A 19,867-nucleotide genomic window follows, 5' to 3' on the forward strand; every position below is an offset into this window, starting at 1 on the left:
CCCAGGCTAACCAGTTCAGTGCGCGGGCAGCATTCCCGAACGCGAGCCGTGCACTCCGTCGGGTTCCGGTTCCGGCTCGACCGGAGCCATCGGCTGCTGCGGCACGTCAGCGGAGTAGTCCGGCATGTTCGGCCGCACGCCGAGCTTGAACTTCGGCACCCGCAACGCGACCTTCATCCCCGCCCCCGGCGCGGTTTCGACGGTGAGCGCGTAATCCTCGCCGAACACCTGCCGCATGCGCTGGTTGATGTTGCCGAGCCCGACGTGCGCACCGGTGCGGTGCGCGTTGCGCAGATCGGTGAGCTGCCGCGGGTCCATGCCGATGCCGTCGTCCTCGACCGTGATCAGCGCTTCGTGCCCGTCGTCCCGCGCGATCACCGTGACGCACCCGCCGCTCGGCTTGCTGGCCAGACCGTGTTTGACGGCGTTCTCGACAAGCGGCTGAATGATCAGGAACGGCACCACGACGCTGAGCACCTCGGGCGCGATCTTCATCCGCACCTCGAGCCGGCCGCCGAACCTCGCGTTTTCGATGGTCAGGTACCGGTCGATGTTGCGCAGTTCCTCGGCGAGCGTGGTGTACATGCCGGACGTGCGGAACGAGTAGCGCGTGAAGTCCGCGAAGTCCTGGAGCAGCTCGCGCGCTTCCTCCGGATCGGTGCGGATGAGCGCGGAGATGGTGTTGAGCGCGTTGTAGACGAAGTGCGGCGAGATCTGCGCGCGCAGTGCTTTGATTTCCGCCTGCTGCAGCTGATTGCGCGATTCTTCAAGCCGCGCGAGCTCGAACTGCGTGCAGACGAACTGGCCCACCGCCTCAGCCATCTGCACCAGCTTGCCGCGCGTGCGCCCGACGACGATCAGCGTCGCCTCGGCCTCGCCCTCAACAAGAATGGGAACGATCGCGGCGGTCTTCATCTTGCAGGTGCCCCGGTGATTGCAGGGCATCTTGTTGTGATCAGCGACGGCGCGCCGGTGCTTGCGCAACGCGGTCCCGATGTCCTCGACGACGTCCAGGTAATGATCGGTGGCCTCGCCCGCCCAGGACAGCAGCGTGCCTTCACTGTCGGTGATGCCGACGGCGAGACAATCGAGCACCTCGAGCAGCTCCGCCGTCATCCGGTTGGCGGCCTCCTCGTCGAGCCCCGCCCGCAAGTTGGGCGTGGCCTTGGACATCCGGTGAACGGCCTGGAGAACGGCGTCCTGGATGACCCCCTTGGGCCGGCGCGCCCGGAAGGCGAGGACCAGCACCACGATCACCAGGATGCCGACCAGAACCCACGGGACGACCAGCGCATAGGGGAAGTCGGACACGACGTCCATGCTCTGCGCTCGACCGACCGGGTGCAAGGTCTGCTCCCCACTTTCTGTCCAGTAGCGACGCCGAGAGTGGGCAAACCCTACCGTCACTCCCGGTGAGCGTGAGGATCTTGCGCCATTCGAGTGGTGGCGGTGGCTGTGGGGCGCCGATGGGTGGAGTGGAGGGACCCTTCATGACTACGGAACGTTAGGGGTGAAGGGACCCTTCATTGCTTGCTAGTGCGGATGAGGGTTCTTAGTGGTTTCGGGATGGATTCGCGGGGCGGCCCTTCCGGTAATTTGGGCTCGGCGCTGCCCACCTGGCAATGGCTCGGCGCTGCCCTCCTGGCAATTCGGGCCTGGGGGCCGGTTGTCCTGGCAACTGGGGGCGGCCTTCGCGGCAATTCGGGCCCCGGGGCGGCTGTCCTGGCAACCGCGGGCGGACCTCCTGGCAATTCGGACCCCCGGGCTGCTCGCCTGGCGTCCCCCGGCGATTCGAACCCCGGGGCCGCTCTCCCGGCAACCGCGGGCGGCCCTCTCGGCAATTCGGGCCCGGGCGGCCCTCCCGGCAATGCCGAGTGCTGGCTGCCTCGTCAGCGGCTTCTCGCACGCGGAGCGTGCGGCCAAGTGTCGTGAGGGGAACCCTCACGGAATCTGATTCCCTGAAGGGGCCCCTCACGACACCCGCGCTGCGCCCCTCGCAACCCGTGCAACTCCCTCACAACCACCTTGTTCCCTCACGACACCGCGTTCCCTCACGACACCGCGATGATCTTGGCGCGAATCACGCCGAGAATCCCTCCGGAGTAGCCCTTCACTCGCGAGACCAGGTGCCCCACCACCCGCCGCGAAGTCTCTCCGTGCCACGACCCGCCATGCGGACGTCGAAGCATTCAGAGAACCAACCGCAGCCGATGCACCCAACGATCGGTGCACCCACACCACCCCCGCACCCCGATACGAAGCCCAAATGCGGTCTGGGGGTGCTTGTCAAGGCATCTTTCCCGCCTTGACAAGCACCCCCAGACCGTCATCACAATCAAGCTTCGGGGTGCCCCACGCAACCCCCGTGCGCAATGTCGCCGCCAGGCGACGAGCCGCCCACAACAGACGCAGAACTACTTCAACAACCGAGACATCCGCCGATCAGCCAACGGCTTCCCGCCAGTCTGACAAGTCGCGCAATACTGAAACGACTTATCCGCAAACGAAATCTCCCGCACAGTATCCCCGCAAACCGGGCAGGGAAGCCCAGTCCGAGCATGCACCCGCAGCCCAGACCGCTTCTCTCCCTTCAACCGCGCGGCCTTCTGCCCCACCGACCGCGAGACAGCGTCCGTCTCCACCTCGCGGATCGCCTCGGCCAGGACCTCCAACGCGCCCTCGTCCAGCTTCCCCACGGTCGCATAAGGCGACAACTTCGCCCGATGCATGATCTCGTCCGAATAAGCGTTCCCGATCCCCGCGATCAACGACTGATCAGTCAACGCCCACTTCAGCCGAGTCCCCTTCCCCTGGAACAACTCCCGCAACTGCGAAGCGTCAATCGCCAGCGCGTCCGGCCCCAGCCGCGCCACGCTCGCCACCTCGGACGGGTCCGCGACGATCCACACCGCCAGGCCCTTCTTCGTCCCCGCCTCGGTGAGATCAAAGCCAGGACCGGAAGCCGACTCCAGATGCACCCGCAGCGAGATCGGCCCCTTGCCCGGCTTCAACGGAGCCGGGGACAGCCCGTCCGACCAGCGCAGCCAGCCAGCGCGCGCCAGGTGCACCACCAGGTGCAAATCGCCCAGCACGACATCCAGATGCTTGCCGTGCCGAGTCGCGTCGGTGATTTCGCGGCCGTGCAGCTCGGTGTACGGCGGCACCGCGGTCTTCAGCACGCTCAGCGACGCGACGTCGAGCCGGAAAACGGTGCTTCCCACGGCGTGTTCGCGCAGGTGGTGGGCCAGTGCTTCGACCTCGGGCAACTCGGGCATGGCACCAGTCTCGCGCGCCGGCCCGGTTCCGGCCAGGTCTATTCGACCGGGTGCAGCGGACCGTCGAAGTCCGGCAGCGAATGCCTCTGGATCGTCTTCGAGATCCGCTTCACCTCGCCGGACACGGTGAACATGCCGCGGATCGTGCCGACCCAGCGCTCCGACGGCCGGTCGCCCGCGACGTCGCCCTCGGTCTCGGCGACCACCGTCCACGGGCGGCGCAGGATCCACCGCAGCGGGAAGAACAACACCACCAGCAGCAACGCCAGCAGCACCCACGCGGGCACCTTCACGACATCCGGGGTCCAGACCACCAGCGCGATCACCAGGAACCCCATGACCACGATCATCGCGATGCCAGGTCCGTAACTGCCCGCGACGTCGTGTTCGAAATCGTCAGCGGTGGCGGGAGCCCGCCACTCCATCTGGGCACGGACCACCCAATGGCGACCGTCTTCGCCGCGCACCAGCCGGTTCATCCTGTTGCCTCCCGGGCGACGTCGAACTCGCTCAACGTTACCGTGACCGTGCCGTCCAGCGCGAGGCGCTCACTGAGAGTTACTGGCGGTTTGCCGGGTTTTGGCTGTTCGGGAGCTTGCGTCCGCTGAGGAATCGGCCGAACCGGTGACATCGTTCCCGGACGTGGAGTCCGTCTTGGCCGACTTCGAGGACTCGGCGGACTTCGAAGACTTGGTCGACTCGACCGGCTTGGAAGACTTCGGGCAGTCGGACGACTCAGCCGAGCTGGAAGACCGCGGAGCAGCAGATGCGTCGTGCCGCGACCCGGTCGGCGTGGTCGTGACCGACGGCGGCACGTACGAATCCGGCGAAGGCACGTACGAGGAGGGCGGCGGAGCGTACGACGAAGGACTCGTGTCGTCCGTCGTCGTGCTCAGGACGCCCGGGCTCGACGAGTTCGTGGACGTGTCCAGATCCGACCGCGACTCCGTGCTCGAAGACCGGCTCGTCATCGGCGACTCCGTACGACTGCCGTCCTGGCTCGGAAGATCATCCCGCGGCGTCGAACCAGTCGACCCAGCCGAATCCGACGCCGACGAGGACTGCTCCCCGGACGCCGCCTGATGCACCGGCGGCAAATGCGGCACCTCGGCCACGCCCAAATGCTGCGAAACCCCCGGATGAACCCCCACGTGCGCGGGCCGCGCGCTGCCGTTCAGCTGCCCGGAAATGACCCGCGGACCCTGCTGCGCCGGCGGCGGAGGCGGCTGCGGCGGCTGCAACGCCAGCTCCGGCGCGCCCCCGCCCAACCCGACGTCCTGCACCGGATGCGACCCGAACACCAGCGGACCGGCGGTCAAACTCACCGCACCCGCCGCCGCGGTCGACGCCAGCGCCAGCCCGACCTTCACCTTCGAGCCGAACACCACGCTCTTCACCGTCGCGACCGCGCCAGCGGCCTTGCCGACCCCGGCCAGCGCCGGAACCGCGAGCACCAGCACCCCGGCATGCGCCCGCAACGACGAACACACATCCCGCAGCTCGTCCTGCGTCGCCCGGCACGACGGGCACCCCAGCAAATGTGCCTTGATCCGCTCCGCCTCCGCGCCGGTGACACTGCCCGCGGTGAACCCGCCCAGCTTCTCCACCACCGCGCGGCACGTCTCCGGACCCCGGTTCACCGACAAATGCGCCTGCAGATACGCCGCCCGCAACCCCTGCCGCGCCCGCCGCGCCAACGCCGCCGTCGCGTTCGCCGACAAGCCGAAATGCGGAGCCACCATCGCCGGCTGCTCGCCCTCGACCTCGGTCTGCCACAGCACCGTCCGCCACCGCTCCGGCAAACTCGTGAACGCCGTCGTGATCAACGTGTGCTCAGCCGTCCGCGCGGGCGTGTCCACCCCGGCGCCCGCCCGGAACGTCAACTCGTCGTCAGTCACCGGGACATCGCGCCGAGCGCCATGCCACTCCCACGACACCCGGCGCGCGACCGTCAGCAAATAAGCCCGGATGTAATCCCGCGGACCCGCGCCGCGGCGCAACGCCTGCAGCACGCGGAAGAAGGTCTCCGCGGTGATGTCTTCAGCTTCGGAACGATCCGCCGCCAGACTCTGCGCCAATCTGCGCACGGCCGCGGCATGCAGCTCGAACAACTCCCCGAACGCGGCATCCTCGCCGTCGCGCAGCCGCTTCAAAAGTGCCTGCTCGTCGGATTCCGAGGCCGCTGGTGGCGGCGCCGTGCCCAGCTCGGTCATCCGGCAAGGCACCTCCTCCCCCGAAGGACTCACCACTGAAGTCGATTGGGGACACCATACGGAGCAGAGCGCCCGTCGTCACCCCTTGTGCGCTCGACGTGACGCGCAAGCACCACATCTCAGCAGGTCCACGCCAATTACGGGGCCCCCGAAAGTGTCACCGAGGCGACGGTATAGAGTGTCTTCAACACCGAGCACCAAGCGGTTAACGCGGATGTAGCGCAGCTGGTAGCGCATCACCTTGCCAAGGTGAGGGTCGCGGGTTCGAATCCCGTCATCCGCTCAGTCCCGAAGGCCCTGTATCCACAAAAAGCGTGGATACAGGGCCTTCGCCATTTCACCCGGGGGCCCGAGCCCCCGGACCCCCGCGGTGCCTTCGGCTGCGGTTGTGTGCGTGGGCGGCCTTGTAGCTTGCGGAGCAAGCGGAGAAGGTGCGTCGCGACCTTCCGGGGCCTGTCCTCTTACAGCTCGTAGGTGTCTAGGACTGTGGGGGCGATGGGGGACAGGTGTGCGTCTTTTTGTTCCGTTAGTTGGCCTCTTGCCATTCGGTACACCTGGAACTCGTTGTCGTGTTCTGGGTGTTGGTCGTCCCAGATGTGCAGGAGGCCGTAAGAGCCTGGGGCCAGTTCTCCTACTCGGGCGAAGGTTTCCAGCAGTTGCGGGGTGATGGCTCCGCCGTGTTTGTCCAGACCACCCAGATGGAGCATGGGCAGGCCCGCGCTCCAGCGGAGGTCTACCAGGTCCAGCATGGTTGTGTTGTTCAGCGAGCGGTGGACCCGTTCCACCAGGCGCTCCAGCAGAGCTGCGTCGTCGTCGCCGGTCGCGGTGGCGGCGATGGTCACCCAGCCGTGGTATTCGAACACGTGCGAGACGGTAGCAGCGGCGGTGATCAGCGAGTCAGCGCAGAGGGCTGGCCGTCCCGGCGGAGCTGGTTCGTGAGGATGCCGTCGGCGTGCTTTTCGACCGCGGGGAGCAAGTTTTCGCCGAAGACGCACAGGGTGCGTTCCCACGGGTGGCCGAGCGTGCCGTAGCTGAAATCGGCGGCGAGGAACAGGTGGTAGTCGCCGCGCGGGAAGACCGAGACCGGCCACGGTGCGTTCTGCTGCATGCGGTGCGGCCAGAACTTGAACGACTGGTGCTGCCAATGCAGGACCCACAGCCAGTCGTCCTCGGCGGTGACCTCCTGGAGCGCGGCCAGCACGGCACGGGCCACGTCGTGCTCTTCCACCGCGTACGGGCCGAGGCGGAACTCGGCCGAGGCGCGGTCGTACTCGCCGGTGGAGAGATCCCAGGCAGCCGACGGGCTCGGCTCATGGAAGCCGGGCCAATCGTGCGCGAAGGTGCTCGGCCAGAACCTGAGCTTGTCGTGCACCCAATACCAAGCGGGTTCGTCAGCCACTCGCGAGAGCGGCTCCCAGGCTGCAGCAGCGTTCACTTGTCGACCTCGAAGTCATCGGCCGGGCTCGAAACTGCCGAAAGCTTCGTGTCCGGGACCGGGATTGTCCAGTCCACCGGAGCCGAGCGCCAAGCTGTCACTCGACCGGGTGGCCCGCGGACCGGGAAACAGCGCCCGGTCCGCAGGTTCCTTACCCGAGACCCGTGCCGGTCATGCACGGAGCAGTTATGCGGCGCGCCACAGCGTGACGAACGCCGACGCCTCGCTGAACGCCCACGGCCGCAGCCGCTCCCGGTCCCGCGCCGACAAGGTGAACTCCTTCGCCCGGCGCACGTCCACGACCAGCGCCTCCCCGCCCGGCAGCAGATCCGGCATGCCCTCGGTGAGCAGCCACAACGCGAGCTGCGCGGCGTCCCGGGTGAGCGGCTCCTCCTTGAAGTACAGCCAGGTGGCGAACCGGCGGCCGTTCGACTTCCGCAGCCCCAGCTGCGGGCTGATGCCGATCTCCAGCTCGCCGAGCGCGAACCGCGCCCGCCCGACCTCGATCAGCTTCGGATCGCGCCTGCCGAGGTAACGCAGCCAGCCCTCGGCGATGGCGGCGTAATGCGGACGCGTGCGCTCGTCGGCGTTGTTGACCAGCGCGCGCATCGCCACCTCGTCCTGCCGCGCCGCCCGGCCGGCCCGCACCGCGTTCGCCGCGCGCCGGTAGTAGTTGAACGCCGCCCGGGCCGGGTCCTCGTACAGCCGGCGCTGCCTGCGGACGAACGACGAACGCGACGGGCCCTTGCTGGCGCTGTACCCGACGAACGTGGGCAGCGTGACGTATGCCGACTGAGAACTGGTCATGGGCGGCCGCCTTCCGATGGATGGTTTCCCCAGTACACGGCTAATTTTAGAACATATGTACGACAGTTTTTGCCGCTTAACGGGTGACCGGGGGCCACGGACCCGCCAGTACCGCGCGCGCCTGCTGCAGAACCTGGTCCTCGCAGTAGCTGACCGGGGTGACATCGGTCGGAATCCAGGTCGCGAGCATCGCCAGCCACTGCCGCAGCTCGGCAAGCGCGACCGGATGGCCGAGCCGACCGTCGAGCGCCTTGACGCTCTTCGCGGCCACGGCGAGCCGGACGTCGCCGCGCACCATCTCGCCGAGGTGTTCGCCGAGCAGCTGCCATTGGGCCGCGGTGGCGTCGGCCGGGAGTTCGATGCCCAGCTCCTCGACCACGTGCGAGAACGCGGCGGAAACCGCTTGGTGGTTCCGGTGGTCGAGGCCGGCCAGTTCGGGAAGGGAGGGCGCTTCGAGGCCCTCGCCGACGGCCCGCGCCCCGGCCTCGACGAGTTCGGCAGCGGTGATGTCGAGACCGGCGAGCCGATCCACGGCAAGGGCGGCGAGCGCACCGCGCGCGGAGGACATGCTCCCGATCGTACGGACCCGCCGGTTTTCCTGGCGGTCTCGCGAAGCGGACGCCTGATCTGGGCTGATCTTGTGCACCTGAGCCCCACGGAGCCAGAGCGCGTGGAACACTGTCGCCCGAACCGGTGACAGGGGGTTGCGTGATGAGCTGGCAGGAAGAGCTCCGGCGCTTGGACGCGGAGTTGGCCGCCGGCCGCCTCGGACACGCCGAACATCGCCGCCAGCGCGACGAACTGCTCGCCGAGGCGTCGGGCGGCGGGGCGGCTTCGCCAGTGGCGTCCCCGTTGCGGCAGGACGCGCCGTCTGCGATTGAGTCACCCACCTGGAGCACACCGGCCGCCCAGGCCACCGCTACGCCTGCCGGATCGGACAGCCAGGCGGCAGCGGAGCCGAGCACCTCCACCGGCAGCGCGAGCGCCTCGGCCACGGGTGCTTCCGTCGACAACAGCGCCAGCACTACGCAGGTCGTGGCGACCATGCCGGAGCACGACCCGACGAGCACGCTCCGGCTGGGCACCCCGCCCGGAGGCACTGCGGCACCCGAGCAGCCCGCCGCCAACTCAGCTGCGACGACGAGCTCAGCAGCCACCACCAGCCCGGCGGCCACGCCGAACTCAGCAGCCACGACCGACGCGGCAGCGCCCTTCTTCTCGCAGCCGCCGAGCCAAGCCGGACCGCCTCCGCCGCACCAGCCGCAGCCGCAGCTGCCAGCCCAGCCGGGAACCTGGCCGGGCGTCGCTCCCGTGCAGTGGCACACCCCCGGCCAGCAGCAGCCGAGCCAGCAGCAACCGGGCCAGCAAGGGCAGAGTCAGCCGGTCGTCGGCTGGGCCAGCACCAACCCGGCGATGCCCGCGCCGGAACCGCCCGCGGTCGAATCGTTCCTGAATTCCGGGGCCGCGGTCCCGTCGGCCGAGAAGCCGCAGCCCGCCTTCTCGCACACCCCGGGCACCCCGTTCTCCACCGACCGGCCGACCACCGCGCCGAGCCCCGCCGACGACCGGCCCACCGCGGTCTTCGGCGCGATCCCGGCGAACGGCCAGCCGGAGCCGCGCCGGCTCTGGGAGGACGACGCCAAGCCTCGCCGCGGCAAGCCGACCTGGCTGTTCCTGTCGCTGGCCGTGCTCGTGGTGCTGGCGCTGGTCGTCGGCGGCATCTGGTTCCTCGGCAACAAGAACGACTCGAACGACACGGCCGCGCAGCCGCCCGCCGCGTCGTCCGCGCCGAACACCCAGCCGGCGTCGCTCGAGGACAAGCTGCCCACGCTGCCGGGCACGCCGAACCCGGAGAACTCGACCATGGCGCTGGACAAGGCGGTCCAGGCCAAGGCCGTTTCCGACGCCGACGCGAACCTCATGCGCGCGGCGGGCGCGGACCAGCTCGTCTACCACGCCTACGCAGGCACCGACGGCGGCACGACGCTCATCGCGGTCCCGGCACCGTCCAAGGCGCAGGCCGGTCAGCTCGTCCAGGGGCTGCGGCAGAACCTGGTCACCGGCGGGTTCGACAGCAGCCCGCTCGGCCCGGCGGCCACCGATCTGCTCTACACCGGGAGCAGCCCGGCCGGACGCGTGATGGCCTTCTGGTACACCTCGGGCGGCGTGTCGGTCGGCATCGGCGTGTCGGGCCCGGTCGGCCAGGATCCGGCGGTGCTGCGCTCGCGGATGGAAGAGATCCGCGCGAAGGTCGCGGCCGCGCTGCCCGCCGGCTGAACACACCCCGGCGCACAAGGCCACCCGCCAGGTCACGCGGGGTCGGACCCGTGCACAATGTCCACGTCGTCACACACAATCGGGTAGCGACGACGCATTGACCGTCGCCATGCCGACAGATAAGGGGGGCCCTGGTGTCCTGGCAGGAGGAGCTGCGCCGGCTGGACGAGGAGCTCGCGTCAGGGCGACTGTCCGCGGACGACTATCGCATCCGGCGTGATCAGGTGCTGTCCTCGGCCGTCGGCCAGCAGGACCAGCCCGCCCCGCCGCAGAACCAGAGCGCGGACTCGACCCAGGTGATCGCGCCGGTCAGCCCGCCTGGAGGCGTCCCGCAGCAGCAGCCGCAGGCTCCGCAGCAGCCGCCCGCCGACGGCGGCGCCGAGCGCACTCAGGTCGTCCAGTCGTGGCAGACCCAGCAGCCGCCCGCGGACGCCGGTCCCGAGCGCACCCAGGTGGTGCAGCCGCAGCAGCACCAGCCGCAGGCGCACTACTCCCCGCCCGGCGGGTTCCCGCAGGGCACGCCGTCCTCGCCGCCCGGGGGCTTCCCGCAGCAGCAGCCGTGGAACGCCGCCGAGAGCGACCAGACCCCACCGTGGGGCGGCGGCGATCTCCCGCCGCTCGGCCCGTCCGGTGGCGACTCCGAATGGGTCCGCCAGGGTCCGGAGTACTTCAGCGACAAGCCGAAGAAGAGCAACGGCAAGAAGATCGGCGCGATCGTCGGCGCCGTCGTCGTGCTGGCCGGCATCGCGTTCGGCGCGTACTGGCTGTGGGGCCGCGACAGCGGAGGCGGCGGCACCGAGCAGACCACCGCGCAGCACTCGCAGAGTTCGGCCGCGCCGAAGCCGCCGGACCCGCTCGGCGTCGCGACCATGCCGGGCAAGGCCGAGACGCACGACGACATCACGTCGTTCTCGCAGGTCGACACGCTGAAGTACCTCAACCCGCAGGAACTGAGCGCCTACCAGGCGGCGGGCGTCTCCAAGGTCAAGTTCGTCGTGTACCACCTCGAAGACGGCAACGTGATCACGCTGTTCCTCGCCCAGGCCAGCAGCCCGACCGCGGCGAAGACCGCGGCCGAGAAGCTGATGGAGGTCCAGGTCACGAACGGGGCCAAGCGCGACACCACCGCCCCGAACGGCGTGTACGCGACCTCGATCGACGCGAAGGAAGGCCAGTCGGCCCAGTCGCGCGGGCACTACGCGCACGGGAACGTGGTCGTCCGCGTCGAGGTGTCCGGCAAGAGCCAGACCTCCACCGACTTCACCACCGCGCTGAACCAGCAGCTCACGGTGCTGACCGCCGATGCCTGAGCCCGGGACCACCGCCTGCACGATCGTCGCCCGCAACTACGTGCCCGCGGCGCGCGTGCTGGCCCGCTCCTACCTCGAGCACCATCCGGGCGGCCGCTTCGTCATCGCGGTCATCGACGCCCCGCGCGATCAGTCGGACCGGGCCGGCGACGGACTCACCGTCGTCGGCCCGGCCGCGTTCGGCATCGACGAGGACGACTACCTGCGGATGGCGACCGCGTACTCGGTCACCGAACTCGCCACGTCGGTCAAGCCGTATCTGCTGCGCGAGCTGCTCAAAGAGTCCGAGGCGGCGATCTACCTCGACCCGGACATCGAGCTGTTCGCGCCGATCCCCGAGGTCGCCGAGCTCGCCAAAACGCACGACATCGTGCTCGCGCCGCACTTCCTGACCCCGTTGCCGCAGGACGGCATGGAGCCGGACGACGCGGTGATCATGGGCACCGGCATGTTCAACCTCGGCTTCATCGGCGTCGGCCGCGGCGCCGGGCCGTTCCTCGACTTCTGGGCGGGCAGGCTGCGCCACGACGCGATCGTCGCGCCCGAGCAGCAGCTGTTCACCGACCAGCGCTGGGTCGACCAGGTGCCGTCGCTGTTCCGGCATCACGTCGTCACCGACCCCGGATTCGACGTCGCGTACTGGAACCTCCACGAGCGGCCGATCGGCCGGGACAAGGACGGCGCACTGACCGCGGGCGGCGCGAAGCTGCGGTTCTTCCACTTCAGCGGCTACCGGCCGGAGAAGCCGTGGCTGCTGAGCTTCCACTGCGCGCGCAAGCCGCGGGTGCTGCTGTCGCACAACGACGACCTTCGCGCGATCTGCGATTCGTACGGCACGAAGCTGCGCGAAGCGGGGTACGCCGAGTCGCTCGACTCGATTCCGTACGGCTTCAAGGACTTCCAGGACGGCACGCCGGTGCCGAAGCTCGCGCGGCGCGTTTTCCGCGAGGGCTGGATCAAGGCCGAGCGCAAGAAGAAGCCCGCGCCGCCGCACGCGTACGCCGAGGACGGCGGGCTCGCGCTGCGCGAATGGCTCGCGACTCCGGAGGACCAGGGCCAGGCCGCGGCCGGGCTGAACCGGCTGACGCACGCGATCTGGGCGTCGCGGATCGACCTGCAGATGGCGTTCCCGCACCCCTACGGCGACGACGCGGACGGCTTCCGGCACTGGTGCGCCGGATCCGGCGTCTCCGAGGCCGGGCTGCCGGAGTGGGCGCTGCCGTCCGAACCGGTCTCGACCCGTCCGCCGCACGACGAGTTCGGCGTGAACCTGCTCGGCTACCTGACCGCGGAGCTCGGGCTCGGCGAGATGGGCCGGATCGTGCTCGAGGCGATCGAGACCGGCGGCGTGCCGGTGGCCACGGTGCTGGAGGAGAAGGCGGTCTCGAACCGCACCGGCATCGAGCGGCCCGCGACCGTCGGCGATCCGCGGTTCCCGGTCAGCGTGTTCGCGGTGAACGCGGACCAGACGCGCACGATCCTGACCAACCACCCCGAGGTCGGCGCCGGGCGCTACCGGATCGGGCTGTGGGCGTGGGAACTCGAAGACTTCCCGCAGTGGCAGCACGAAGCGTTCGGGATGCTCGACGAGGTCTGGACGGTCAGCGACTTCTGCCGCCGTGCGTTCGCCGCGCATTCGACGATCCCGGTCAAGACGATTCCGGTGCCGGTGCGCGATCCGGGCGAGCCGTCGCCGCCCGCGCGCGACAAGGGCGAGCCGGTGCGGTTCCTGTTCGCGTTCGACTTCAACAGCGTCGCGGAGCGCAAAAACCCTTGGGGCGCGGTAGAAGCGTTCCAGCGGGCGTTCCCGGGGCGCGAGGACGTCCGGCTCACCGTCAAGGCGATCAACGCGAAGCTGCACCCGCAGGCCGCCGAACGACTGCGCGCGGTGGTCCGCGGCGACGACCGGATCGAACTGGTCGAGCGCTACCTCAGCGTCGCCGAACTGCACGAGCTGTACGAGACCAGCACCGCGTACGTTTCGCTGCACCGCAGCGAGGGTTTCGGGCTCACCGTCGCCGAGGCGATGGCCCGTGCGATGCCGGTGATTTCGACGGATTACTCCAGCACCACGGAATTCCTCGACGAGTCCACCGGCTGGCCGATCCCGTACCGGCTGGTCCCGGTCGGCGAGGGCAACTACCCGTACCACGCCGACGCGGTCTGGGCGGAGCCCGATCTGAACGCCGCCGCGGCCGCGATGGTGCAGATCGCCGACGACCCGGACGAGGCGACCGCACGCGGCCGGCGCGCGCGGGAGGTCGTCCTGCGCGAGCGGTCGATGGCGACCGCGGCCGAGTGGATGCGGCGTGAACTGGAGCAGGCGCACGAGACGTGGCAGGAGCGGCAGCGCGCCGCGACCCCGCCGCCGGAGCACCCGCTCAGCCCGCTGCAGCAGGCGACCGAGGCGTTGCGCTGGCGTCCGGAAGCGAGCGCGCCGTCGCGGCTGCCGCTCGCACCCGCGCTGCGCAAGGCCGTGCTGCGCGCGATCGACCACTACGACGTGCACCAGCGCCAGGTGATGGGTGCGCTGCTCGCGGCGACCGAAGACAGCAACCGGCGGTTGCTGGACCGGATCGAAGGCCTGGAACGCAACATCGACGAATCGCGCCGCGCCGCGCTGTCCACGCGCACGCTCGGCGAACGGCTCGAAGCGTTGCGCGGCACGGTCAACGAGCTGCGTCGGCAGGCTCCGGAAACGGACCTGGCGCTGCGCAATCTCGAAGCGGACGTGGCGAAGCTCGCCGAGGGCTACGACGGCGTCGGCGCGGAGGTCGAAGCCGCCGCGGGAACCGTGCACAAGATGTTCGCGCGGCGCGACGAACGGCTCGACGCCGACGAGAAGGCCATCCAGCGGGTGACCCTCGACGTCAGCGCGATGCGGGACGCGGCGCGGCTCCGGCACGCTCCGGTGCCGCGCGGGGCGGACGTCGTCCAGTGCGACGTCGGCGCGCTGCTGATGCCGGTCGACGAGGTCATGCTGCCGTGGATCCTGTTCCACCGGTCCTGGGAGGACAGCGAGGCCGAGCTGATGGCTTCGCTGGCGGACGGCGCGTTCCTCGACATCGGCGCGCACGTCGGCTACCACACGCTGCGGCTGCTGCGGGCCACTCCGGAAGTGACCAGGGTGATCGCGGTGGAGGCCGATCCGGTCAACGCCGCGTACCTGCGCCGCAACGTCGAGGTCAACCTGCCCGCGGCGGCGGGCGAGCTGGTCACCGTGGTCGAGTCGGCCGCGTGGGACGAGCCCGGCACCGTGCACCTGGCGCAGGCGACCCCCGGCAACAGCGGCGACAACCGGGTCACCGTGGACGGTTCCGGCGTCGAGGTACCGGCGGTGCGGCTGGATTCCGTGCCCGAGGTGACCGAACAGCGGATCAGCCTGGTGAAGGTCGATCTGCAGGGCCGCGACCACCGTGCGCTGGCGGGGCTGGCCGAGGTGCTGCGCCGCGACCGGCCGCACGTGGTGTGCGAGTTCGACCCGGGCGCGATCGCCGAACTGGGCGACGACCCGGCCGCCGTGCTCGCCGGGTACCGCTCGTTCGGCTACACGCTGAAGGTGGTCACCGACGACGGTCCGTCCGACCAGGTGCTCGAAGATTCGGCGATCATCGCCGCCGCTAAAGCGGACGAGAAGGAATTCGTCACGCTGTGGCTGGTGCCCTGACCATCGCGCACGTGGTTCCTCACGGTGCCACGTGCGCGATGGTCAGCAGGAACGCGCCGTACCAGGCACTTCCGACGGTGATCACCGGCAGCAGCACCGCCAGCACCCGGTTCGGCAGCTTCGCCAGCATGAGCGCGACCGGCACGGTCAGCACGAACGCCGGCAGCAGGAAACGCGCGCGGGACTGGAAGAAGTTCGAGGAGCACAGCGCGATCACCACGGTGAGCGTGCCGTAGATCTGCCACGGCAACGGCAGCTTCGTCGCCCAGGTCCAGAACTGCAGCACCACCGCGGTGAGCACGACGAGCGCGGTCACGGTGATCCAGCTCGCGTTGTCCGAGGTGAGGCCTTCGCGGACCTGCGTCCAGGTGAAAACGCCGAAATCGAAGTGCATCTGCCAGGCGTTCTGCAGCCAGAACCAGCCGTCCGGGCGGCCGGTCTGGATCCAGACGTAGCCGAGGTAGCCCAGCAGGCCGAGCGGCGCGATCAGCCCGCCTGCCCACGGGCGCCAGCCGTCGCGCCGCTGGAAGACCGCGATGAGCGCGGCGATGCCGACCGCGGCGATCAACGCACCGGAACTCGCCCGCGTCAGCCCGGCCAGCACCGCGAACCCGCCCGCGACCAGCCATTCGCGGCGGGCGAGCATCACGAACGTCCAGGACACGAGCGCCATCAGCAGCGATTCCGAATACGCCAGGTGCAGTGCCGTCGAACCGGGCCCGATCGACCACAGCACCGCGACCAGCAGGCCCACCCGCGGTCCGGCCAGGTCGCGGCCCAGCACGAACAGGCCCCACGCCGCCGCGCACCCGGCCAGCAGCGAGATCGTCATCCCGGCCGCCAGCGGCGGGATCCCGACCAGGGTCAGCAGCGCCACCGTCGCCGGGTACAGCGGGAAGAACACGAGGCTGTTCTCGACCGGCAGCCCGTCGGCGCCGTGCACGACCGGCTGGTCGTAGCCGTGCTGGGAGACCGAGAGAAACCAGTTGGCGTCGAAGTTGTCGATGAACCGGCCCGGCGACACGTCGGCCTTCCAGCTCATCATCCACAGCACGCCGAACGCGACGAGCTGGAACAGCAGGTAGAGGCTGATCGCGGGGGCGGCTTGGCGGAAAGCGGCGCGCAGGGTCGGCGAAGGCTCGACGGGACCGTCGAGACTGGACTGCTGCACGCTCCCCGAACTCCTGAACTACCTAGCGTGAAACCGGACGAATTCCTGCCTGATCGTACCTGGCGACCACATAATCCGAGGCCAGAACGGGTGTTGTGACTAATCCCCTGCTTACCGCCAATTGCGGGGAGTACGTCCGGGGCGGGGGTGCGAGGCGGTAACCTGCACGAGGTTGTCGGTAGCGGAAGACGGGGGTGAGCACGCTGGCCGAGCCGAATTCCGCTGCCCTGGCCGACCCTTCGTCCGCGCCCGCGAAGAAAACCCGGATCGTCTTCATCGACATCGGCCGCGGCCTCGGCGCGCTGCTGGTCTTCTACAGCCACATCGCCCATCCGTGGGTGATCGCGAAGAACGACAAAGCCCCGTACGTCGACTTCATCGAGGCGCTCACGAGCGATCCGATGCACATGTCGAAGCAGGGCATCGGGCAGATCGCGGTGCCGTTCTTCTTCCTGGTCAGCGGTTTCGTCGTGACGCCGATCGCGCTGCGCCAGGGCACCGGCCGGTTCGCGCTCAACCGGTTCATCCGGGTCTACGCGCCGATGCTGTTCGTGGTGCTGCTGACCGCGTTCCTGCTGCTGGTGAACCTGCACCCGCCGTCAACCGGCCAGGCGCAGACGCTGAACCCGCTCACCGTCTTCACCAACACCACGCTGGTCAACTACCTGATCTACCCGCAGATCGTGCTGGTGCCGGTGGCCTGGACGATGATCGTCGAGGTCATCTTCTACCTGCTGCTCATGGCGGTGCTGCCGCTGCTGCGCCGATGGGTGTGGCTCGCGATCGCGGTCGAACTGACCTTCATCTTCGTGGTGATGATGAGCCGCTCCCAGCTCGGACCGTCGTGGTCGCTGTTCGCGGTGAACGTCTCGTACCTGCCCGCGATGGTCATCGGCCAGGTCGTCTGGGCGACGACCAAGAAGCAGATCCCGCTCTGGACCGGCGCGCTGTACGGCGGCTGCGCCTGGTCGCTGTACGTGCTGGCGGACGTCATCAACGTCGGCCGCGTGGACAGCTCGTACAACCTAGCGCTGGCGTTCGCCGTCGCCTGCTTCCTGATGGGCATGTTCGCCGAGGACCGGCTGAAGCAGCGCAAGATCTGGACCATGCTGTCCGAGCGCAGCTATTCGATCTACCTGCTGCACATGCTGGTCACGTTCGTGCTGCTGCAACTGCTGCGCCCGGCGGTGCCGCTGCCGATCGCGCTGCTGATCGTGATCCCGGCGGTGTTCGGGGTGGTCGAGTTGAGCTACCGGTTCGTGGAACGGCCGAGCCACTCGCTGGCGCGACGGTTGTCGCACAAGCCGAAGCCGCCTCCGCCCGCGCCGGAAACGCCTGAGCCCCCGGTGGAGCCGCCGGTCGAAACTCCTGGCGAAACGACTCAGCTCGTCGAGGACGCCGAAGTGACCGCCGAGATCCCGAAGATTCCCGCCGAACCGCTGCCGCCGCGTCGTCCGGCGCCCCGGCCGCGTCCGGTGCAGAACGGGCGGATGCCGAGGAACGGCGCTCCGCCGCCGAACGACGCTCCGCGCGCGATGCCGCCGCGCGCGAACGGGGGCGCGCACCGGGCGCGTCCTGTCGAATCAGCCGTCGACCGCACCGCCGAACCGCCGGTGCGCCGGCCGATGCCGCCGCGCCGGCGTCCGTCAGCTCCGCCGGAGCTGCGCTACCAGCCGGACCAGGAAAACCAGGGCCAGCGCGGCGACCACGACGATCTCCCACGCCACGGGAACTCCTTCCGCCACACCCCTCGCTGAGCAGTGATGCTCTTCCGGTAAGGCGTGCGACGGTGGGACGACGTTCACCGACACGGCGTAACTCACACTCCCGGCTTAGCTCATTCGTGCGAGCCGCGGCGCGGGGTGACGAGGCCGGATTCGTACGCGAGCACCACCAGCTGCGCCCGGTCGCGCGCGCCGATCTTGGTCATGATGCGGCTGACGTGCGTGCGCGCGGTCGCCGTGGAGATCACCAGGTGGGCGGCGATTTCGTCGTTCGACAGCCCGCCCGCGACCAGCGCCAGCACCTCGCGTTCGCGTTCGGTCACCTCCTGCACGGCTGAGGTGTCGATCCGTCGGTGCTCCGGCCGTCCGACGATCTCGGCGATCAACCGGCGCGTGACGGTCGGCGCGAGCAGCGCCTCCCCCGCCGCGACGACGCGCAGCGCGTGCAGGAGTTCGACCGGTTCGGTGTCCTTCAGCAGGAACCCGCTGGCCCCGGCGCGGAGCGCCTCGTAGACGTATTCGTCGACGTCGAACGTGGTCAGGACCAGCACTTTCACCCCGCCTAGATCGGGGTGCGAGGTGATCCGGCGGGTCGCTTCGAGACCGTCGGTGCCGGGCATCCGGATGTCCATCACCACGATGTCGGGCCGGTGCTCGACCGCCTGCGCGACGGCCTGCTCGCCGTCGCTCGCCTCGCCGGCCACCTCGAAGCCGTCCTCGGTGTCCAGCAGCAGCCGGAATCCGGCGCGGACCAGAGCCTGGTCGTCGGCCAGTACGACGCGGATGGTCATTTCTCCCCCTCCACGGGCAGTTCCGCCCGCACCTGGAAACCCTGCCCGGTGACGCTCGCCTCGACGCTGCCGCCGAGCGCGGTCGCGCGTTCCCGCATGCCGCGCAGACCGTGCCCCGGCGTCGGCTGGACGGTGCCGCGGCCGTCGTCGCGCACGATCAGGACCAGCGTGCCCGGCTTCCGCTCGAAGCGGACCTCGACGCGCTGTGCCCCGTCGGCATGCCGGACGACGTTGGTGAGCGACTCCTGAAGGATCCGGTACGCCGCGCCGTCCACCGGCGCGGGCAGCTCGCCGGCTTCGCCGTGCAGTTCGACTGCCAACCCGGCGGCGCGCGCGTGGTCGAGCAGCTCGTCGACCTGCGCGAGGCTCGGCGCGGGCGCGCGGTTCTCACCGGAACGGAGCACGGCGAGCGTCGCCCGGAGGTCGTTGAGCGCGGACGCGCTGGCGGCCTTGATGTTGAGCAGTGCCTCTTTCGCCTCCTCCGGCCGCCGGTCCGCGACGTGCGCGGCGACGCCCGCTTGGACATTGATCATCGCGAGGCTGTGCGCGACGACGTCGTGCACCTCGCGGGCGATCCGGAGCCGCTCCTGCTCGGCCATCCGGTGCCGGTGCTCGTCGGCCTGCTCGCGCCGGGCGGCGACGGCGGCGAACTGGAACCGGACCGCGGTCGCGATGCCGATCACGGCGGCCATCCAGACCACGGCGAACAGTGCCCAGGCGCTGACCGCAAACGTTTGCGCGGTGATGATGTGGACCACGTACGCCCCCACCAGCACCGCCGCACCGGTGCTTCCGGCAACCACCGGACCCTTCCGCCGCGTAAGCACGAACAACGCGATGGTGGGGACGATGATCACCGGACCACCGGGCTCCGGGGACAGGTAGTACGCGTACGCCGAGGCCGCGGTGAGCACGAAGAGCGGCAGCGGGTACCGGTGGACGAGCAGCAAGGTGAGCACGGTCGCGGCCAGCCAGGCGGCGCCGAGCGGGCTCAGCGGATGCAGTGCGTGCTGCCAGCGGCCGGACGCGCTCGAGCCGCCGAGCACGAAGGCGAGCACCACGAAGGTCCGGAACACCCGCCCGAACCACGGGTTCTGCGCCCGCCACCAGTAGTGCATGGTGCGAAAGCTACCGGGGAAGCCGGGCGGGCGCGTCCGTCGTGAAGCGCGGGATCGGACTACGCGCGGCGCGGTATGT

At 69.6% G+C, this 19,867-nt stretch carries 15 protein-coding genes and 1 tRNA gene; 5 read left to right on the forward strand and 11 right to left on the reverse strand.

Annotated elements, in window-relative coordinates:
- Positions 1-15: 15 nt before the first annotated feature.
- The 4 genes from EIZ45_RS06655 to EIZ45_RS06670 all read right to left on the reverse strand — a co-directional run bounded on the left by EIZ45_RS06655 (position 16) and on the right by EIZ45_RS06670 (position 5,488).
- Positions 16-1,320 carry a sensor histidine kinase gene (locus EIZ45_RS06655; protein WP_037806955.1) on the reverse strand — a complete coding sequence of 435 codons (1,305 nt, stop codon included), beginning with the start codon at positions 1,318-1,320 and terminating at the stop codon, positions 16-18.
- Positions 1,321-2,414: 1,094 nt separating this feature from the next.
- On the reverse strand, positions 2,415-3,275 hold the full coding sequence (locus EIZ45_RS06660; protein ID WP_037806953.1) for a DNA-formamidopyrimidine glycosylase family protein: 861 nt from the start codon (positions 3,273-3,275) through the stop codon (positions 2,415-2,417).
- 38 nt (positions 3,276-3,313) lie between these two features.
- Complete coding sequence (locus tag EIZ45_RS06665) at positions 3,314-3,754, reverse strand: DUF983 domain-containing protein (protein ID WP_009085725.1); 441 nt, start codon at positions 3,752-3,754, stop codon at positions 3,314-3,316.
- Between the two features lie 69 nt (positions 3,755-3,823).
- A complete protein-coding gene (locus tag EIZ45_RS06670) occupies positions 3,824-5,488 on the reverse strand; it encodes a sigma-70 family RNA polymerase sigma factor (protein ID WP_134664526.1) in 1,665 nt (554 codons plus the stop codon).
- Positions 5,489-5,698: 210 nt separating this feature from the next.
- Between EIZ45_RS06670 and EIZ45_RS06675 the strand changes: the two genes are divergently transcribed.
- Positions 5,699-5,771, forward strand: a tRNA-Gly gene (locus EIZ45_RS06675).
- 178 nt (positions 5,772-5,949) lie between these two features.
- Here EIZ45_RS06675 and EIZ45_RS06680 read toward each other — a convergent pair.
- From EIZ45_RS06680 to EIZ45_RS06695, 4 genes are all read right to left on the reverse strand, one after another.
- Positions 5,950-6,351 (reverse strand): Imm7 family immunity protein, encoded by a 402-nt coding sequence (locus tag EIZ45_RS06680; RefSeq protein ID WP_134664528.1) that lies wholly within the window; start codon positions 6,349-6,351, stop codon positions 5,950-5,952.
- Between the two features lie 26 nt (positions 6,352-6,377).
- Positions 6,378-6,887, reverse strand: a complete 510-nt coding sequence (locus tag EIZ45_RS06685; RefSeq protein ID WP_078870229.1) for a DUF2716 domain-containing protein — start codon at positions 6,885-6,887, stop codon at positions 6,378-6,380.
- 222 nt (positions 6,888-7,109) lie between these two features.
- On the reverse strand, positions 7,110-7,730 hold the full coding sequence (locus tag EIZ45_RS06690; protein WP_037806945.1) for a hypothetical protein: 621 nt from the start codon (positions 7,728-7,730) through the stop codon (positions 7,110-7,112).
- A 76-nt stretch (positions 7,731-7,806) separates the two neighbouring features.
- Entirely contained in the window at positions 7,807-8,298 is a 492-nt protein-coding gene (locus EIZ45_RS06695; protein ID WP_134664530.1) for a hypothetical protein, read from the reverse strand.
- 143 nt (positions 8,299-8,441) lie between these two features.
- On the opposite strand from EIZ45_RS06695, the gene EIZ45_RS06700 reads away from it, so the two are divergent.
- From EIZ45_RS06700 to EIZ45_RS06710, 3 genes are all read left to right on the forward strand, one after another.
- Positions 8,442-10,007, forward strand: a complete 1,566-nt coding sequence (locus EIZ45_RS06700; RefSeq protein WP_134664532.1) for a hypothetical protein — start codon at positions 8,442-8,444, stop codon at positions 10,005-10,007.
- A gap of 134 nt (positions 10,008-10,141) precedes the next feature.
- Positions 10,142-11,317 carry a hypothetical protein gene (locus tag EIZ45_RS06705; protein ID WP_134664534.1) on the forward strand — a complete coding sequence of 392 codons (1,176 nt, stop codon included), beginning with the start codon at positions 10,142-10,144 and terminating at the stop codon, positions 11,315-11,317.
- A complete protein-coding gene (locus tag EIZ45_RS06710; protein WP_134664537.1) occupies positions 11,310-14,984 on the forward strand; it encodes an FkbM family methyltransferase in 3,675 nt (1,224 codons plus the stop codon). The genes EIZ45_RS06705 and EIZ45_RS06710 overlap by 8 nt, the downstream gene beginning before the upstream one ends.
- Before the next feature lie 19 nt (positions 14,985-15,003).
- Here the strand turns inward: EIZ45_RS06710 and EIZ45_RS06715 are convergent, their stop codons facing one another.
- Complete coding sequence (locus EIZ45_RS06715) at positions 15,004-16,155, reverse strand: hypothetical protein (protein WP_134664540.1); 1,152 nt, start codon at positions 16,153-16,155, stop codon at positions 15,004-15,006.
- A gap of 194 nt (positions 16,156-16,349) precedes the next feature.
- Here EIZ45_RS06715 and EIZ45_RS06720 point away from each other — a divergent pair, with 194 nt between their 5' ends.
- Complete coding sequence (locus tag EIZ45_RS06720) at positions 16,350-17,912, forward strand: acyltransferase (protein ID WP_134664542.1); 1,563 nt, start codon at positions 16,350-16,352, stop codon at positions 17,910-17,912.
- Positions 17,913-17,992: 80 nt separating this feature from the next.
- Here the strand turns inward: EIZ45_RS06720 and EIZ45_RS06725 are convergent, their stop codons facing one another.
- A complete protein-coding gene (locus EIZ45_RS06725) occupies positions 17,993-18,670 on the reverse strand; it encodes a response regulator transcription factor (protein ID WP_037806926.1) in 678 nt (225 codons plus the stop codon).
- On the reverse strand, positions 18,667-19,788 hold the full coding sequence (locus tag EIZ45_RS06730) for a sensor histidine kinase (RefSeq protein WP_107050858.1): 1,122 nt from the start codon (positions 19,786-19,788) through the stop codon (positions 18,667-18,669). The genes EIZ45_RS06725 and EIZ45_RS06730 overlap by 4 nt, the downstream gene beginning before the upstream one ends.
- Between the last annotated feature and the right edge of the window lie 79 nt (positions 19,789-19,867).

This window comes from Amycolatopsis sp. CFH S0740, from assembly GCF_004522315.1.
GTDB classification, from domain to species: Bacteria; Actinomycetota; Actinomycetes; order Mycobacteriales; family Pseudonocardiaceae; genus Amycolatopsis; species Amycolatopsis nivea.

What these genes read in the sequence shown, in the direction of transcription:
- EIZ45_RS06655 (WP_037806955.1), bottom strand. Translation starts at nt 1,320, where the DNA reads ATGGACGTCGTGTCCGACTTCCCCTATGCGCTGGTCGTCCCGTGGGTT.
- EIZ45_RS06660 (WP_037806953.1), bottom strand. Translation starts at nt 3,275, where the DNA reads ATGCCCGAGTTGCCCGAGGTCGAAGCACTGGCCCACCACCTGCGCGAA.
- EIZ45_RS06665 (WP_009085725.1), bottom strand. Translation starts at nt 3,754, where the DNA reads ATGAACCGGCTGGTGCGCGGCGAAGACGGTCGCCATTGGGTGGTCCGT.
- EIZ45_RS06670 (WP_134664526.1), bottom strand. Translation starts at nt 5,488, where the DNA reads ATGACCGAGCTGGGCACGGCGCCGCCACCAGCGGCCTCGGAATCCGAC.
- EIZ45_RS06690 (WP_037806945.1), bottom strand. Translation starts at nt 7,730, where the DNA reads ATGACCAGTTCTCAGTCGGCATACGTCACGCTGCCCACGTTCGTCGGG.
- EIZ45_RS06695 (WP_134664530.1), bottom strand. Translation starts at nt 8,298, where the DNA reads ATGTCCTCCGCGCGCGGTGCGCTCGCCGCCCTTGCCGTGGATCGGCTC.
- EIZ45_RS06700 (WP_134664532.1), top strand. Translation starts at nt 8,442, where the DNA reads ATGAGCTGGCAGGAAGAGCTCCGGCGCTTGGACGCGGAGTTGGCCGCC.
- EIZ45_RS06710 (WP_134664537.1), top strand. Translation starts at nt 11,310, where the DNA reads ATGCCTGAGCCCGGGACCACCGCCTGCACGATCGTCGCCCGCAACTAC.
- EIZ45_RS06725 (WP_037806926.1), bottom strand. Translation starts at nt 18,670, where the DNA reads ATGACCATCCGCGTCGTACTGGCCGACGACCAGGCTCTGGTCCGCGCC.
- EIZ45_RS06730 (WP_107050858.1), bottom strand. Translation starts at nt 19,788, where the DNA reads ATGCACTACTGGTGGCGGGCGCAGAACCCGTGGTTCGGGCGGGTGTTC.